16 protein-coding genes are annotated in these 16,518 nt (G+C 45.0%); 2 read left to right on the forward strand and 14 right to left on the reverse strand.

What is annotated here, in order from left to right:
* Nucleotides 1-31: 31 nt before the first annotated feature.
* From Q7P97_RS13445 to mce, 5 genes are all read right to left on the reverse strand, one after another.
* Nucleotides 32-1,222, reverse strand: coding sequence for a DNA polymerase IV (locus tag Q7P97_RS13445; RefSeq protein ID WP_303969821.1), 1,191 nt, complete (start codon nt 1,220-1,222; stop codon nt 32-34).
* A gap of 107 nt (nt 1,223-1,329) precedes the next feature.
* Nucleotides 1,330-1,794, reverse strand: a complete 465-nt coding sequence (locus Q7P97_RS13450) for a chemotaxis protein CheW (protein WP_303969823.1) — start codon at nt 1,792-1,794, stop codon at nt 1,330-1,332.
* A 36-nt stretch (nt 1,795-1,830) separates the two neighbouring features.
* Nucleotides 1,831-2,955: a M20/M25/M40 family metallo-hydrolase gene (locus Q7P97_RS13455; RefSeq protein ID WP_303969825.1), complete on the reverse strand. Its 1,125-nt coding sequence runs from the start codon at nt 2,953-2,955 to the stop codon at nt 1,831-1,833.
* 18 nt (nt 2,956-2,973) lie between these two features.
* A complete protein-coding gene (locus tag Q7P97_RS13460; RefSeq protein WP_303969827.1) occupies nt 2,974-4,521 on the reverse strand; it encodes an acyl-CoA carboxylase subunit beta in 1,548 nt (515 codons plus the stop codon).
* Nucleotides 4,522-4,524: 3 nt separating this feature from the next.
* A complete protein-coding gene (gene mce, locus Q7P97_RS13465; protein WP_085426127.1) occupies nt 4,525-4,932 on the reverse strand; it encodes a methylmalonyl-CoA epimerase in 408 nt (135 codons plus the stop codon).
* Nucleotides 4,933-5,055: 123 nt separating this feature from the next.
* Between mce and prli42 the strand changes: the two genes are divergently transcribed.
* Nucleotides 5,056-5,151 carry a stressosome-associated protein Prli42 gene (gene prli42 / locus Q7P97_RS13470; RefSeq protein WP_157129905.1) on the forward strand — a complete coding sequence of 32 codons (96 nt, stop codon included), beginning with the start codon at nt 5,056-5,058 and terminating at the stop codon, nt 5,149-5,151.
* A 290-nt stretch (nt 5,152-5,441) separates the two neighbouring features.
* On the opposite strand, the gene Q7P97_RS13475 is transcribed toward prli42, so the two are convergent.
* The 9 genes from Q7P97_RS13475 to rpiB all read right to left on the reverse strand — a co-directional run bounded on the left by Q7P97_RS13475 (nt 5,442) and on the right by rpiB (nt 16,068).
* Entirely contained in the window at nt 5,442-5,882 is a 441-nt protein-coding gene (locus tag Q7P97_RS13475) for a BrxA/BrxB family bacilliredoxin (RefSeq protein WP_099628904.1), read from the reverse strand.
* Nucleotides 5,883-5,998: 116 nt separating this feature from the next.
* On the reverse strand, nt 5,999-7,048 hold the full coding sequence (gene meaB / locus Q7P97_RS13480; RefSeq protein ID WP_303969844.1) for a methylmalonyl Co-A mutase-associated GTPase MeaB: 1,050 nt from the start codon (nt 7,046-7,048) through the stop codon (nt 5,999-6,001).
* A gap of 32 nt (nt 7,049-7,080) precedes the next feature.
* On the reverse strand, nt 7,081-9,237 hold the full coding sequence (scpA, locus tag Q7P97_RS13485; RefSeq protein ID WP_303969833.1) for a methylmalonyl-CoA mutase: 2,157 nt from the start codon (nt 9,235-9,237) through the stop codon (nt 7,081-7,083).
* Nucleotides 9,230-10,903 (reverse strand): methylmalonyl-CoA mutase family protein, encoded by a 1,674-nt coding sequence (locus Q7P97_RS13490; protein ID WP_303969835.1) that lies wholly within the window; start codon nt 10,901-10,903, stop codon nt 9,230-9,232. The genes scpA and Q7P97_RS13490 overlap by 8 nt, the downstream gene beginning before the upstream one ends.
* A gap of 758 nt (nt 10,904-11,661) precedes the next feature.
* On the reverse strand, nt 11,662-12,780 hold the full coding sequence (wecB, locus tag Q7P97_RS13495) for a non-hydrolyzing UDP-N-acetylglucosamine 2-epimerase (RefSeq protein ID WP_099625045.1): 1,119 nt from the start codon (nt 12,778-12,780) through the stop codon (nt 11,662-11,664).
* Between the two features lie 15 nt (nt 12,781-12,795).
* Nucleotides 12,796-13,425: a uracil phosphoribosyltransferase gene (gene upp, locus Q7P97_RS13500; RefSeq protein ID WP_085428150.1), complete on the reverse strand. Its 630-nt coding sequence runs from the start codon at nt 13,423-13,425 to the stop codon at nt 12,796-12,798.
* 330 nt (nt 13,426-13,755) lie between these two features.
* Entirely contained in the window at nt 13,756-15,009 is a 1,254-nt protein-coding gene (glyA, locus tag Q7P97_RS13505) for a serine hydroxymethyltransferase (RefSeq protein WP_303969838.1), read from the reverse strand.
* 54 nt (nt 15,010-15,063) lie between these two features.
* Nucleotides 15,064-15,609, reverse strand: coding sequence for a TIGR01440 family protein (locus tag Q7P97_RS13510; RefSeq protein ID WP_303969840.1), 546 nt, complete (start codon nt 15,607-15,609; stop codon nt 15,064-15,066).
* 18 nt (nt 15,610-15,627) lie between these two features.
* Nucleotides 15,628-16,068 (reverse strand): ribose 5-phosphate isomerase B, encoded by a 441-nt coding sequence (gene rpiB, locus Q7P97_RS13515; protein ID WP_085428147.1) that lies wholly within the window; start codon nt 16,066-16,068, stop codon nt 15,628-15,630.
* 232 nt (nt 16,069-16,300) lie between these two features.
* Between rpiB and Q7P97_RS13520 the strand changes: the two genes are divergently transcribed.
* Nucleotides 16,301-16,426, forward strand: coding sequence for a hypothetical protein (locus Q7P97_RS13520; RefSeq protein WP_303969842.1), 126 nt, complete (start codon nt 16,301-16,303; stop codon nt 16,424-16,426).
* Nucleotides 16,427-16,518 lie beyond the last annotated feature (92 nt).

Here is a 16,518-nt window from a genome sequence, read left to right on the forward strand (position 1 = left end):
AAATTCTATGTCCACATGCATTCCCTCCTTGCTAATTCTTCGTAAATCCTTTTTTAATAATACCATCTCCGAAACGTTGCGTCAGGCTCGACATGAGCTGATCCATTTCATATTCCTTTTCCTGTTGCTCATAATTATCGAACGTCAGTTGTTTGACCATTTCGGATCGTTCAATGACGTTGGCAGCCGTTATGCCAAGCAGTCGAATTGGCTCATCATTCCAGTGTTGCCGAAACAATTGCAGCGCCACTTTCGTAATGTCTTCTTCAAGATAGACGGCTTGCTGAAGCGTTCTGCTTCTTGTCGTGTTCTGCCAATCGGCGTAGCGGATCTGGATACTAATCGTCATGCCTGCTAGAAGTTTCGTTTCCAAGCGTGCGGCCACTTTTTTCGCCAAACGTTCGAATATGGGTACGCATTCTTCAAACTCAGTCAAATCAATCGGCAATGTCGTGGAGCTACCGATACTTTTGCGTTCTTCCGCGCTTTCTGGATCAACTGGCCGCGTATCGATACCGTTTGCACGTTGTTTCAAGCGCAGACCATTTTTTCCGAGTAATGCTTCCAACGTGATTTTTTCAGCAGTAGCCAAATCACCTAACGTCTTGATACCGGCACTATGCAATTTCTCTTCCGTCCGCTTGCCGATTCCATGCATGTCTATCACCGGCAATGGCCAAAGTTTTTTCTGTACTTCACGTTTGCGTAAAATTGTAATTCCCATCGGCTTCTTCATGTCAGAAGCAGTCTTTGCTAAAAATTTATTCGGTGCAATGCCAATTGAGCATGGCAAATCGAGTTCTGCTAAAATACGCAACTGAATTTCCCGGGCCAAATCATAGGCACGTGTCAATCCTCCGATCTCCGTCGTATCGATATACGCTTCATCGATGGAAACAGGTTCCACCCATTCCGTATAACTTCGGAGGATTTCAAAAACGGAGTCAGACATTTGCCGGTATAATTCATGACGTGGAGGAATAATCGTTAAATTTGGACATAGGCGTTTAGCTTCTCCAACAGTCATCGTCGTGTAGACACCGAATGCCCTTGCCTCATATGAACATGTCACGAGAATTCCTCTGCGTTCTTTCGGGTTACCGGCGACCGCAAGTGGAATTCCTTTTAGCTTAGGATTCGCAGCCTGTTCAACAGAGGCAAAGAAGCTGTTCATATCAAGATGCATAATGACACGTGGATTAGCGATAGTCAGATCCGTCATGTAAACACCTTTCTTTCCTGGGAAATATTCATGTAATAGGAAAAAGCGGCAAACCGACTTCAGTCTGCCACTCTTCCATTTTAACAAATGTATGTTCTTTTTGCCTACTAATTTGATTGATGTTGTTCCTTCATATAGCTAGAGATTTCATCCATCCCATGAAGTGTGTCCGCCATAATATTCGGATCAATGACAGTCACGACGCGATCTTCCAAATTCGCGACAGTCACGAAATAAGGTGTTTTGGAATATGCTTTTAACGCGCTAGAAGTTAACCGGTCCTCTGGCAATTCCAAGATTTCTCTTGCGTCTAGCACTAATAAACCAACTTCGAGCTGATTCGTTTTCACGACGACTACATGGGATTCGATGTCCCGTGGTGTTGCTTGATGATATAGGATTTGACTTAAATCGAGAATAGGCACCAGTTCGCCACGCGATCTCATCAGTCCAAGTAAATACGGTGGAAGATGAGGAATCGGTGTGACGTATTCCAGTTTCTCGATGGAAATCACCGATTCTACCGGCAGTGCATATTCTTCATTGCCTGTCCGTACTATCACAGTTTGCATAGTTGCACCTTCTTTCAAGGCTCTTGGTTGAGATTATTACGCCGTATGGATTGCATGACCGACAATTTCAAGCAATAATTCAGTCAGCTTCTCCAATTCTTTCACCGGCATGCGTTCGTTTTTCGTATGAATCTCTTCGTAACCGACAGACAATGTGACAGTTGGAACACCCATACCGTTGAACACATTGCCATCACTTCCGCCGCCACTTGTCATAATCTTCGGTTCACGACCGATATTGCGGATGGATTTCATCGCGACTTGCACGACTTCTTCGTCATCCCCGATCGAGAAACCAGGATACATGAGTTGTGTTTCAGTTACCGCTTTACCACCTAACGATTCAGAAGTCGAAGCAAACTTCTCGACCATTAAGTCGATTTGTTGCTTCATTTTATCAGGATTGATCGAGCGAACTTCAGACAAGATGAAAGCTTCTTCACAAACGATATTCGTAGCTTTTCCGCCTTCAAAACGACCGATATTCGCTGTCGTCTCTTCATCGATTCTACCCAGTTTCATGCCCGCAATGGATTTAGCAGCAAGTGAAATCGCGGAAATTCCTTTTTCAGGCGCCACACCAGCGTGAGCTGTCTTACCGTAAATCGTCGTCCATAATTTTGACTGATAAGGAGCAGCCGTAACAATGCCGCCTACTTCTCCGTCGCTATCGACTGCAAAGCCGTATTTCGCTTTCAAGTAGTCAGGGTTCATCGCTTTCGCTCCGACTAATCCGCTCTCTTCACCCGCAGTGATAATGAACTGGATCGGACCATGCGGCTTGTCTGACTCTTGGATGACTTTCGCCATTTCGAGAAGAGCAGCAATCCCAGCTTTATCATCTGCACCCAAAATCGTTGTGCCGTCACTGTAGACATAGCCGTCTTCTTTGACGATTGGCTGAATCGATTGTCCTGGAACGACCGTATCCATATGACATGTGAAGAAAATCGGATCCGCTTCAGCCACTGTACCCGGCAAGTTGGCAATTAAATTACCTGCACCGTGTCCAGTCTTTTCCGCTGTATCATCTTCCGTCACGTCAAAGCCCAATTCCTGCAATTTCTTCGTCAGAATGTCTGCAATATTTCGTTCGTTTTTAGTTTCAGAATCAATTTTTACTAACTCCAAAAATTCTTGAAGTAATCGTTGTGCATTCATGATGTAAGACTCCTTTATTTATAGTGGGATGTTGCCGTGCTTTTTCTTCGGACGATCTTCGTGCTTATTGCGCATCATTTCAAGTCCTTGAAGTAATTTGATACGAGTTTCGCGTGGATCGATTACATCGTCGATCATGCCGTGTGAAGCCGCAACATATGGATTGGCAAATTTTTCACGGTATTCTTCGATTTTCGCTGCACGCGTTGCTTCCGGATCTTCACTTTTTGCGATATCGCGTGCGAAGATGATGTTCGCAGCACCTTCCGCACCCATTACAGCTACTTCTGCGTTCGGCCAAGCGAAGACTAAGTCCGCACCGATTGATTTAGAATTCAGTGCAACATATGCGCCACCGAAAGCTTTACGCAAGATCAATGTAATTTTCGGTACAGTTGCTTCTGAGTATGCATATAGAATCTTCGCCCCGTGACGAATGATTCCCCCGTGCTCTTGTTTAATACCAGGGAAGAATCCTGTCACGTCTTCAAAAGTGATCAATGGAATATTGAATGAGTCACATGTACGGATGAAACGTGCGATTTTATCAGAAGAGTTAATGTCTAGTCCGCCTGCCATAACTTTCGGCTGGTTACAAACAAATCCTACTGTTTCACCTTTCATACGTGCATAGCCGACTACTGCGTTCTTTGCGAATTCAGGCTGAATTTCAAAGAATGACCCTTCATCCACTACTTGCTCCAATACTTTACGCACGTCATATGGACGGATCGTTTCGTAAGGTACCGTATCTGCCAAATCTTCACGATAATCATCTTGCTCATCGAATGGCTGAATCGGTGTCTTTTCTGTGTTGTTTTGTGGTAGATATGTTAATAATTCACGTGTTTTTTCCAGTACTTCTTCTTCACTTGCTCCACGAAGATGGGCGTTACCGCTGATCGTGTTGTGAACTTTTGCTCCACCTAGATCTTCAGAAGTGATTTTCTCACCCGTTACTGTTTCGATAACTTTTGGCCCAGTAATGAACATTTGGCTTGTTTTATCCGTCATGATGACGAAGTCCGTGATCGCTGGAGAATACACCGCGCCACCCGCACATGGCCCAAGAATTACAGAAATTTGTGGAATAACTCCAGAATAAATCGCATTACGATAGAATATTTCACCGTAACCGTCAAGAGATAGAACACCTTCTTGAATACGTGCGCCGCCTGAGTCGTTCAATCCAATGAATGGAGCACCGTTTTTCGCAGCCAAATCCATAACATTGGCAATTTTCATTGCGTGCATTTCTCCAAGTGCGCCACCAAATACCGTGAAGTCTTGGGAGAATAAATAAATCGGACGACCGTGGACTTTACCGTAACCCGTTACGACACCATCGCCAGGTCCTTCTAGTTTGTCCATACCGAAATCGCGTGTGCGGTGCACAACAAATGGATTTAATTCGACAAATGTACCTTCGTCAAGTAGTAATTCAATCCGTTCACGAGCAGTCAGTTTCCCCTTTTCGTGCTGCTTCAGAATTCGATCATCGCCGCCACCTAGCTCAATTTCACGTTTCTTGTCGTACAGTTCATTAATTTTATCGTAAATATTCATCTATTATTCCCCCTTAGTCTTTTCACATAATTCATACAGAACACCATACGATGATTTCGGATGCAAAAATGCAACTTCTGCTCCGCCAGCACCTGGTTTGGGTTCAGTTGAAAGTAGTTGAACGCCTTTTTCTTCCAATTCCTTCATTCTTGAACGAATATCCGTCACTCCAAATGCGATATGGTGAACCCCTTCACCGCGTTTTTCAATAAACTTCGCAATCGGGCTTGTCTCCGTCATCGGTTCAAGCAACTCGATCTTGACATTATTCGAATCGATGAACGCCACTTTAACACCTTGGCTAGCCACTTCTTCGATTGCTAAAACTGTCAATCCGAGTGTATCTATGTAATATGGTAATGTTTCCTCAATACTTTTCACAGCAATCCCAATATGATCTACCTTGTTCATAAGACATTCCCCTTTTACTACGTATCTAGTATGTGTACATAGAACAGCCATTCTAGTTGTGAAAATCCTTATTTCTGTTAAAATAGAGACAAACCTATCCCAACGCGTAAGGAGTTTTGCTGCATGAGTAATAAAAAAATTCAAAAAACAATTGTGTACTTGATGATTGTCGCCATGATTGCATCTACCATGTTCATGGGTCTCAGCATGTTCTTCTAATAATTAAGGGCAGTTCGCATACTACTGTATGCGAACTGCTTTTTTGATTCTAAAGCGGAATGCGCCGTCTAGTCTCGACAGACGCTGGAGGGCCTGAAGCAAAAGGCCGAACTTGCCTTTTGAATCAGGACCGAAGCGATCCGAGAGACTGGCGCGTGTAGCTAGATGAGACAAAAGCGGAATGCGCCGTTTAGTCTCGACAGACGCTGGAGAGCCTGAAGCAAAAGGCCGAACTTGCCTTTTGAATCAGGACCGAAGCGATCCGAGAGACTGGCGCATGTAGCTAGATGTTACAATTCTTCGCAGTGCTCTTCAAACTGTTCTTGAAGATTCACAACAACAGACATCGGATCATGTCCTTCGATTTCGAAACGTCCTACTTCACCGATCAGTTTGCCGTCTTTTAGAAGAGCAAATGATGGAGAGGACGGGATGTGGTCTTCGCCGAAGTGCATGCGTGCTTGTGCAGTTGCTTCTTTGTCTTGTCCAGCAAATACCGTCACTAAGTGGTCAGGGCGCTTGTCGTAGTGTACTGCGTGTGCAGCTGCTGGGCGAGCAATTCCACCGGCACACCCACAAACAGAGTTCACCATTACTAACGTCGTACCTGGTTGCTTGAATGCTTCCTCTACGTCTTCAGGTGTTTTCAATTGTTTGTAGCCGCTAGCCTCCATTTCGGATCTCGCTTGGTTCGTCATATCGTTCATGTAAAAATCAAAGTTCATAGTCATTTTACAATATCTCCTCTCTTGGTATATATAATTGTGATAGCGCGTTCAGTACCGCTATGAAGCTTCCCTAATGATAATTGGCTATCCTCTTTAATCATAGCATATTTACGCAAGAATCAAGAAGAAAACAATCGATCAATTGCCCCCGTCACTGTTAGATGTCCATTTAGCAATTCTTCTTCGAGTACCTTCACCTGCGTTTTACGGCCTTGCTCTGAAAAGAATGAGTCAATCAAGTGATCACGAATCATCGCATGGAACCAATCACGTGTCTGATGTTGACGTCTTGTATCCCAATGATTCTTTTCTTTCATTTCTCGTTCGAACTCTAAGATTGTTTCCCATACCGCTTCCAAGCCCGTTTTTTCTAAAGAAGACACCGGTTGTACTTTCGATGTCCATTCAGGAGAAGCCGGTTGGAGCATGTGCATGATCCGTGTATATTCGCGTACTGTTTTTTTGACGAGTGGCTTATTCGCCCCGTCATTCTTATGCACGACGACACCGTCTGTCAGCTCCATGATTCCTTTTTTCATTCCTTGCAGTTCATCACCCGCACCAGTCAGCACTAGCAACATGAAATAATCGACCATGCCTCGGACAATTGTTTCGCCTTGCCCGACTCCGACCGTTTCAATCAAAATCACGTCATACCCCGCCGCTTCGCAAAGCAACATCGTTTCGCGTGATTTCTTATGCACGCCGCCAAGCGTCCCAGCTGACGGAGAAGGGCGGATAAACGCATTTTTATGCCGCGCCAACTCCTCCATACGAGTCTTGTCACCCAAGATACTTCCACCAGTCAACGTAGAACTCGGATCAATCGCGAGTACCGCGACTTTATGTCCCATATCCGCAAGCATCAAACCGAATGCCTCGATAAATGTACTTTTCCCTGCACCGGGTACACCTGTAATCCCAATTCGAATACAGTTGCCCGTTTTCGGCAGAAGGCTAGTCAACACTTCCTGACCGACCTCTTTATCACTCGGTTTCGTACTTTCAAGCAACGTAATACCGCGTGCCAAATAAAGACGGGAACCATTTTCTATTTCCTGCTTCAATACATCCAAATTTTTATGAGATGGATCTTTCTTAACAAAGCGTTTACGGGAAGAGGCAACAAATCCATCGTGAGTGGATTTAATTCCGCGCATCACATGCATTGCTGATTCATCTCGTCCGTTTTGTTTTTCTGTCAATCCGTCACTTCCTCGTAGCCTAGCTGTCGGTAAATCTCCTCAATGACTTTCTGTGCCGCCACTGGAATAACCGTACCTGGGCCAAAGATTGCGGCCGCACCATTCTTGCGCAAGAAATCATAATCCTGTGCCGGAATAACGCCACCTACAACGACTAAAATGTCTTCACGATTGATTTTCTTCAGTTCTTCACGCAATGTCGGAACCAATGTTTTATGACCTGCCGCAAGCGAACTCACACCGATCACGTGCACATCATTTTCCGCTGCCTGTAAAGCTGTTTCTTCAGGTGTTTGGAATAAAGGTCCGATATCGACATCAAATCCTAAGTCGGCAAACGAAGACGCGATTACTTTCGCTCCGCGGTCATGTCCGTCTTGGCCCATTTTCGCTACTAAAATACGTGGTCGACGTCCTTCGTTTTCAAGGAATTCATCGGTCATATCTTTTACTTCTTGGATCTCCTCTTCATTCGAGAAGTTCGCGCTATATACACCACTCACTGAACGGATCACCGCCTTATGTCTACCGGATACGGATTCAATCGCATCCGAAATTTCACCGATTGTTGCGCGCGCTCTTGCCGCGTCTACCGCCAATGCCAGTAAGTTCCCTTCACCGCTCTTGGCCGCTTCCGTGATTGCCGTAAGAGTTGCTTGAACTACTTTCTCATCACGCTTGTCTTTCATATCGTTAATGCGGTCTATTTGCTTCTGGCGTACCATCGTATTATCGATATCGAGAATATCAATCGCATCTTCCGTGTCGAGACGATATTTATTCACACCGACAATCGTTTCCGCTTTCGAATCAATTTTTGCTTGGCGCTTCGCTGCAGCTTCTTCAATTTTCATTTTCGGCAAGCCGGTTTCAATTGCTTCTGCCATGCCACCAAGTGATTCAATTTCACCGATTAATTCCCACGCTTTTTCCATTAACTCTTCCGTTAACTTCTCCACATAGTATGAACCGCCCCAAGGATCGATTACTTTCGTCATCATCGTCTCTTCTTGTAAGAACAACTGCGTGTTCCGTGCAATACGAGCCGAGAAATCTGTCGGTAATGCGATGGCTTCATCCAATGCGTTCGTGTGCAATGACTGCGTGTGACCCATAGATGATGCGTTAGCTTCGACCAATGTACGCGTTACGTTGTTGAATGGATCTTGCTCCGTCAAACTCCAGCCTGATGTTTGAGAGTGTGTACGCAATGCAAGTGTCTTCGGGTTCTTCGGTTCAAATGACTGCATCATCTGTGCCCAAATTTTCCGTGCCGCTCTCATTTTTGCTATTTCCATATAGTAGTTCATGCCGATTGCCCAGAAGAATGACAAACGTGGTGCGAATGAATCGATATCAATACCCGCCTTTAAACCCGTACGAACATATTCCAAGCCGTCTGCAAGTGTATAGGCTAGCTCGATATCGGCTGTCGCTCCTGCTTCTTGCATATGGTAACCCGAGATCGAAATCGAGTTAAATTTCGGCATGTTTTCAGAAGTATACGAGAAAATATCCGCAATGATCCGCATCGACATAGCTGGTGGGAAGATGTACGTATTACGTACCATATACTCTTTTAAAATGTCATTTTGGATAGTACCCGAAAGCTTTTCAGGCGCCACACCCGACTCTTCAGCTGCCACAATATAGAACGCCATGATCGGCAAAACCGCACCGTTCATCGTCATCGATACCGACATTTGATCAAGTGGAATACCTGCGAATAAAATCTTCATATCTTCAATAGAATCAATCGCAACTCCTGCTTTACCTACGTCACCCGTTACACGAGGATGATCGGAGTCATACCCTCGGTGAGTCGCAAGGTCAAACGCAACAGAAAGTCCTTTTTGCCCCATCGCCAAGTTCCGACGGTAAAACGCGTTACTTTCTTCCGCTGTAGAGAAACCAGCATACTGACGGACCGTCCAAGGACGTGCCACGTACATCGTCGGATACGGTCCGCGTGTGTTCGGTGCAATACCTGGGAAGTCTTTCAAATGCTCAGTGTTTTCAATGTCCTTTGCTGTATAGACAGGCGCTACATTGATTCCTTCATTTGTTAAAAAGTTCTCTTTTGACAAGGTTTGCTGTGAGAGTTCATTGAGTGATTGTTCTATATTGACTTTACGGAAATCAGGTTTACTCAACGGAACGGCCTCCTTTTGTTTGCATTATAATAGAATTCAACTTTTCGATCTTGTCTTGTCCTGCAAAAATGAAACCATTCAGTCCATTTGCAAGCCACTGATCTGCTGTTTCTGCTGGATACTTCCCTGCTGTATCAATTGGACAATTCCCTTTATACGAAGCGAGGAAGTTCGTTACCGCTTCTTCTGTGTCTGCAGCGGACGCACAAATTACCGCATAATCCGGCTGTTGTTCTTCGATCCAACTGAGCGCTTGATCGTTCGTCTCAAAAGAAGGGCTCCACGTCGCTTCGATACCGCCAACTGCCAAAAATCCGCTGACGAAATCTGCGCGTGGTTTATAATCTTTCAACGCGCCAAAGTTTAGCAATACCGTTTTCGGTAATTCTTCTTTCTGTTTAGAACGAATATTTTCAAATGGCACTGCCAATCGTTTGGATACTGTTACGGTAGATTCATTCGCATAATTTACATCCGTCAATTCTGCATAGACATTCGTACCGATCAACGTCTTCTTACCTGTCGCCATTTCTTTTTGACGCTGCGCGTAAAGCTTGCTTAATTCACCAGACTGCAAGAATGCTTGATAACCGCCATTCTCTTCAATCTCTAAGAACTTCGCCCATGATTTACGAATTAATTCAGTTGTCAGCGATTCGATAAAGTATGAACCGCCTGCTGGATCAAGAACTTGATCGATATGTGTCTCTTCCTTCAGAATCAACTGAATATTGCGTGCGTAACGATTCGAACTTGGAGACGTACCTGTCAATACATCGTGTGGCAATACCGTCAACCAATCTGCGCCGCCTAAAATAGCCGCGAATGCAGAGTTGCCGCCACGTAATAAGTTTACATATGGATCGAGCTTTGAGTAGGAACGCAGTGATGTAATACCAAGCAAAGGTACTTGTTTCGCGTTTTCCACTCCATACGCTTCGTTAAATAACTTCCACAACACCCGGAATGCACGGAACTTTGCGATTTCCATGAAAAAATGTGTATCCGAAGCAAATCGTGCATAGAAGTCGTTTGTAAATTCTTCAAATGAAGAAGCTTCTTCCGCTAGTTCAGCTGCGAGAGATAGTGATAATGCAAGTTCAGTGACCGCGTCTGCACCTTCGTGATGCGCTGTCCATAAATCGGCACCTTTCGTACGAACTCCTGGGAATCCTTCAGGTAGTACCGGGACTGCACTAATGCAAATTCCTGTAACGTCTTGACGCTTTGATTCTTCTATATGTGTGAAGGCTTGCAAGATTGGATCATCGCTTTGCACTTCGGTGAATAAAATCGGATATTGCGTGATCAACTCTGCTACTTGTTTGATGTCCTGCTCCGTCCAGACTAAAGATTTTAGTCCGTTATAAGCAATGGCTTCATTGCCGCGTGCCAATGATTCCTTCATCTGTTGCACAAACTGTTCCCCATTTGTTGCGCTTACAGGTTGTGCGATAGTCCAGCCAAATGTAGGCTTGGTTACGCGTGAGACCTCTAGTTGATCGAGGTCCTCTTTTGTGTAAAGTGGATTGAGTTCAATGCCCTCGATTGTTTTTGTGTATAACGATTCAAAAGGCTTCCCTTTGAGTGATAGAACAGCCGCTTCTTTCCATTCGGTAAAGTTTGGGGCTGTGAATGTAAATGTTTTCATAGTATGTATAGGCATAATGGTGCTCCTTCCCCTTTTTTAAACCATCAATAATTCTAGTGTACCGTAGTGTCGGTTATGAAGGAAGAGGAAAATCAGAAGTTTCCGTCTAATTTTTCATAACCATACAAATTTATGACATTTTATGCATAGGATAGCTGGCAGAGTTTTGGGGTAGGGATTGGTGCTTCGGAGGGGACGCTTTCCTGAGGGTTCGCGTTGAGCCAACCAGTCGCAAGCTCCCTTGGTTGTCTCACCTGTCGAACTGATCCTCCAGGAGTCGCCCCTCCTACGCTCCAATCCCTGCAGTGCAAGTGGTCGATACTTTTTGTTGTGCACTGAAATTTTGGTAGTAATCGGTTTTGAACTTCAGCTCTTGAATCTAATTAAGTGCAGACAAAACAATAATTCACACACTTCCTACAGTGAATGATCTAAGTATTCAAACTATCAACGTAGGATGGAAGCGGAAGTTGAGGGCGAAGTGCAAAGATGTGCTCCTAACGCTTCGCTTTTACTCGCAAAAGCCGTTCTTCGTAACGGCTCTTCCCGATGGATCAGCTCGAAAGGAGAGACAACCAAAAGAGAGCAGAGCGAACTGGTTGGCTCACCGCGGGCCCATGGGAAAGCGTCCTCCAACTGGAGCTTCCATCCCGAACTACTCACAAATTCACTCATTATTCCTTAGCCTGCATCCTAACTACAAGTCCCCTCCCCTCTCTTCACTTATCTTTAAAACGGAAAAACAGCAGAAGGTTCTCTGCTGTTTTGGGTTCTTATAGTGAAGATAAATACTCGAGTAGGCATCCTACAATACGCTTGGATGCGTGGCCGTCACCATATGGGTTGTGGGCCTTAGACATTTTTTCGTACTCTGCGTCATCAGACAGAAGTGCGTCGGAAAGTTGGAAGATGCTTTCTTCTTCAGTACCAGCCAAGCGCAGCGTTCCTGCATCAATACCTTCTGGCCGTTCGGTCGTGTCACGCAAGACGATAACTGGCTTTCCAAGAGATGGTGCTTCTTCTTGAATGCCGCCTGAGTCTGTCAGGATAATATGCGAACGCGCCGCAAAGTTATGGAAGTCCAATACTTCTAACGGTTCGATTAGATGCACGCGGTCGTTGTTGCCGAGCAACTCATCCGCCACTTCACGTACTGCCGGATTCATGTGAACAGGGTAGATTACCTGGATGTCATCGTGTTTGTCGAGCAGGCGGTTGATCGCACGGAACATGTTACGCATCGGTTCGCCGAGGTTTTCGCGGCGGTGTGCTGTCAACAGTACTAAGCGATCATCACCGAGAGTATCGAAAATCGGATGGTGGTAATCAGGGTCTACTGTAGTTTGCAATGCATCGATGGCGGTATTGCCTGTGACGTAGATACGTTCTTTGTTTTTCCCTTCGTCGATCAGGTTTTGCGCTGATCTTTCCGTCGGTGAAAAATGAAGATCCGCAATGACACCTGTCAGTTGACGATTCATTTCTTCAGGGTACGGAGAATATTTATTCCACGTACGTAGTCCCGCTTCGACGTGTCCTACTGAAATTTGATTATAGAATGCAGCCAGACTCCCAATGAACGTCGTGGATGTGTCGCCGTGAACGAGCACGATGTCCGGTTGCGCTTCTTTCATTACTTTATCCAGACCTTCAAGACCGCGCGTAGCCACATCGATGAGTGTCTGTCGGTCTTTCATAATATTTAAATCATAGTCTGGTGTGATGTTGAATGTTTCCAGCACTTGGTCAAGCATTTGACGATGCTGAGCTGTGACGGTAACAATTGACTCGATTTGCTCTGGATGCTTTTCAAGTTCCAATACAAGTGGTGCCATTTTAATAGCTTCCGGTCTCGTACCGAAAATGGTCATCACTTTCCATTTCTTAGTCAATGAATGATCCCTCCATTATTTTGTGCCGAATAAACGGTCACCCGCGTCACCTAGACCCGGTACAATGTAGCCATGTTCATCAAGCTTTTCGTCTAGCGCTGCGATGTATACATCTACATCTGGGTGTGCTTTCGTCAATACTTCCACACCTTCTGGAGCTGCGACCAAGCACATGAACTTAATGTTCACTGCGCCACGTTTTTTCATTGAATTGATCGCCTCGACAGCTGTGCCGCCTGTCGCAAGCATCGGATCCACTACGATGAATTCGCGCTCGGATACGTCAGATGGTAACTTTACAAAGTATTCAACAGGTTTTAGTGTTTCTGGGTCGCGGAATAATCCAACGTGTCCCACTTTTGCAGCTGGGATTAGATCGATGATTCCGTCTACCATACCAATTCCCGCGCGCAAGATTGGAACTATACCTAGTTTCTTCCCAGCTAAAATGCGTGATTTCGCTTCACAGACGGGTGTTTGGATCGTGATTTCTTGCGTTGGTAGATCACGTGTAATTTCAAACGCCATAAGTGTTGCTAGTTCGTTCACTAGTTCACGGAATTCTTTCGTGCCTGTATCTGCCTTTCGTATAAACGTTAATTTGTGCTGAATTAATGGATGATCAAACACATGTACTTTTCCCATTTATATCGCTCCTTTTCAGAATATCTTGTACATTATAACAGAAACTTTGCGATAGGCGCAGTGAACATGTGTGATTTGTTCGAACGAAATAGATTAAGGTTAGTTCAGCAAAGGTTGCGAGTATTTAGATATTCAGACACACGCTCAATGTATGCGGCTGAGCGCTCTATCGTGGCCGATGAACGCTCTATACGGAACGTTATTCGCTCTATGGTGAACCGTGAATGCTCTATCACGACTTTTATCCGCTCTATTCTCCCCTTTATCCGCTCATAGACTCTAGAAAACCACACTAAAAAACGCCTGACACAATGTCAGGCGCTACACTTCTTACTTATATAGAGGATGCTGATCTGTTAGAGCTGTGATTGCTTTACGTGCTTCGTCTTTTGCTGACTGGTCTTCATGGTTTTTCAATAACTCTGCGATGATGCGTCCCACTTCTACCATGTCTTCTTCAACGAAGCCGCGTGTTGTAACTGCAGGTGTACCGATACGGATACCTGATGTGATGAATGGTCCTTCTGTGTCGAATGGTACAGTGTTTTTGTTTACTGTGATACCGACTTCATCCAATACGTGCTCTGCTACTTTACCTGTTAGTTCAAGTGATTTCAGCTTCACAAGTACGATGTGGTTGTCCGTACCGCCTGAAACTACATCAATACCTTCTGCTTGAAGTTTTTCAGCCAATGCCACAGCGTTTTTCTTTACTTGTTGCGCGTATGCCTTGAATGAAGGATCCAATACTTCTTTGAACGCTACCGCTTTTGCAGCGATTACGTGCATCAATGGTCCACCTTGAACGCCTGGGAATACTGTTTTATCAATTTTCTTACCGAATTCTTCAGCCGTTTCTTCATTCAATAGAATGATACCGCCACGTGGTCCACGCAATGTTTTATGCGTTGTGGATGTCACGAAATGTGCGTGTGGAACTGGATTTTGGTGCTCGCCTACTGCTACTAGTCCAGCAATGTGAGCCATGTCTACCATCAAATATGCGCCGACTTCATCCGCAATTTCACGGAATTTCGCGAAGTCGATTGCACGTGGGTATGCACTTGCACCTGCAACGATCATTTTCGGCTTGTGCTCAAGCGCTTTTTGACGAACGTCTTCATAGTCGATGACTTCTTCTTCTTTCGTTACACCGTAATCTACGAAATTATAAAGTTTTCCGGAGAAGTTAACTGGTGAACCGTGTGTTAAGTGACCGCCGTGAGAAAGGTTCATCCCAAGAACTGTATCGCCAGGCTCAAGTGCTGTGAAGTAAACCGCCATGTTTGCTTGTGCACCGGAGTGTGGCTGTACGTTTGCATATGCTGCGCCGAAGATTTCTTTAACGCGGTCGCGTGCGATGTTTTCAACAACGTCAACATGCTCACATCCACCGTAGTAACGCTTGCCTGGATATCCTTCAGCATATTTATTCGTCAAATAAGATCCTTGCGCTTCCATTACCGCTTCTGTAACGAAGTTTTCAGATGCGATTAGTTCGATGTTTGAGTTCTGACGGTTTTTTTCAGCCATGATTGCCTCATATACTGCTGCATCATCGCGTTGTACATTGCTTAAGTCCATTGGATAGTATCCCCTTTTTCTGATAGTTTTATATTTTCTTGTATTCTACACGGTTTATTCGTATTTAGCACGACTTCCGCCAATTAATTTTGGACGAGTTGTCGCAAGTGTGATGACAGCTTCACCGATTTTGTGAATGGATGTACGGATTGGAACGACGACTGGCTTCATTTGCATACCAATCAACGTTTGTCCGATATCGATACCGGCATTTGCCTGAACTGACTCCACTACGACGGGATCGCTGAATTTCTTGTAGGCATAGGTGGACATAGAGCCCCCCGCTTTAAAGACAGGTACGACAGATACAGGTTCCAAATGGAATTGCTGTGCCGTCTTGCGTTCCAAAGTGATAGCACGGTTGATGTGCTCACAACCTTGAAATGCTAAATATACATTGTATTTATCCGCAAACGCCTGAAGCGGCGCGAATAATGCTTCTCCTATTTCAAGTGCACCGTTCGTGCCGATCCGTGCACCTGCTACTTCAGAAGTAGAACAGCCGACGACGAAAATCGTCCCTTCGGCAGGTGGTGCTTGTTCGGCAAATTCGGTCAATGCTTGGTCTAGCTGCAGTTTCCATAATTCAATGGCATCCACTTGTTCCACCTGCTTTCGTTAGTTCTTTTCAAGTTCCATCATTTTATTTATACGACGCTCGTGACGGCCGCCTTCAAATTCGGTTTCAAGCCAAGTGCTAACGATTTCTCGTGCTAGCCCTGGTCCAATTACACGTTCTCCCATTGCTAAGATGTTGGAGTCGTTATGTCCGCGTGTTGCTTTTGCGCTGAATACATCATGAACGAGCGCACAACGGATACCTTTGACTTTATTGGCGGAAATGGACATGCCGATTCCTGTGCCGCAAATCAAGATGCCGCGGTCTACTTTCCCCGCTACGACGTCATTTGCTACTGGTACTGCATAGTCTGGATAGTCGACGGAAGTGTCGGCGTCCGGCCCGTAGTCGATATATTCTATGTCGAGTTCGGTTAATAGATTGGTGATCTCTTTTCGGAGATTGTTGCCTCCGTGGTCTGAAGAAATTGCAACTTTCACTGCGCACCCTCATTTCTATTTTTACTTATCGCTTATTCTATCATTGTTCGATAAAAAAATCATCGGTTTTACTGTACTTTTTATGAATTTTTCATTTTGAAACGTTGAAGTTTTGTCATAAAGACGAATGTTATATGAATAAACTTAATGTATCGTACGTCTTTTTGGCGGTGTTTTTGTGGGTTAGGGTCGTTGCTCGATATTGGCTTGGTCATTGAAAGTAGTGAGGGTCATGCTTTGGAGCCGCGCAGGCACGTGGGGGATTGCCTCCAGCCATGAGCCAACTAGCGGTAGAGCTGCTAGCTGTCTCATGGCCACGGCCGACCCCGCAGTTGTGCCTGCGCTACTGAGTGGTTGACAAGTTAGATTGTGGTCTATAAAGATGAAGACAGTGAAACGGTGATACCTTTCTTCGATTCTGGAAAAGTACGTAACAGATTGATTGGATCG

It is taken from the genome of Sporosarcina ureae, from assembly GCF_029267015.1.
Taxonomy (GTDB): Bacteria; Bacillota; Bacilli; order Bacillales_A; family Planococcaceae; genus Sporosarcina; species Sporosarcina ureae_D.

Excerpts from the sequence above, each read along its gene's own strand:
- Q7P97_RS13490 (WP_303969835.1), bottom strand. The coding sequence starts at position 10,903 with ATGCCTATACATACTATGAAAACATTTACATTCACAGCCCCAAACTTT.
- meaB (WP_303969844.1), bottom strand. The coding sequence starts at position 7,048 with ATGCATGTGATGCGCGGAATTAAATCCACTCACGATGGATTTGTTGCC.
- Q7P97_RS13445 (WP_303969821.1), bottom strand. The coding sequence starts at position 1,222 with ATGACGGATCTGACTATCGCTAATCCACGTGTCATTATGCATCTTGAT.
- glyA (WP_303969838.1), bottom strand. The coding sequence starts at position 15,009 with ATGGACTTAAGCAATGTACAACGCGATGATGCAGCAGTATATGAGGCA.
- Q7P97_RS13455 (WP_303969825.1), bottom strand. The coding sequence starts at position 2,955 with ATGAATGCACAACGATTACTTCAAGAATTTTTGGAGTTAGTAAAAATT.
- Q7P97_RS13475 (WP_099628904.1), bottom strand. The coding sequence starts at position 5,882 with ATGACTATGAACTTTGATTTTTACATGAACGATATGACGAACCAAGCG.
- Q7P97_RS13460 (WP_303969827.1), bottom strand. The coding sequence starts at position 4,521 with ATGAATATTTACGATAAAATTAATGAACTGTACGACAAGAAACGTGAA.
- prli42 (WP_157129905.1), top strand. The coding sequence starts at position 5,056 with ATGAGTAATAAAAAAATTCAAAAAACAATTGTGTACTTGATGATTGTC.
- Q7P97_RS13450 (WP_303969823.1), bottom strand. The coding sequence starts at position 1,794 with ATGCAAACTGTGATAGTACGGACAGGCAATGAAGAATATGCACTGCCG.
- mce (WP_085426127.1), bottom strand. The coding sequence starts at position 4,932 with ATGAACAAGGTAGATCATATTGGGATTGCTGTGAAAAGTATTGAGGAA.
- upp (WP_085428150.1), bottom strand. The coding sequence starts at position 13,425 with ATGGGAAAAGTACATGTGTTTGATCATCCATTAATTCAGCACAAATTA.
- Q7P97_RS13520 (WP_303969842.1), top strand. The coding sequence starts at position 16,301 with ATGCTTTGGAGCCGCGCAGGCACGTGGGGGATTGCCTCCAGCCATGAG.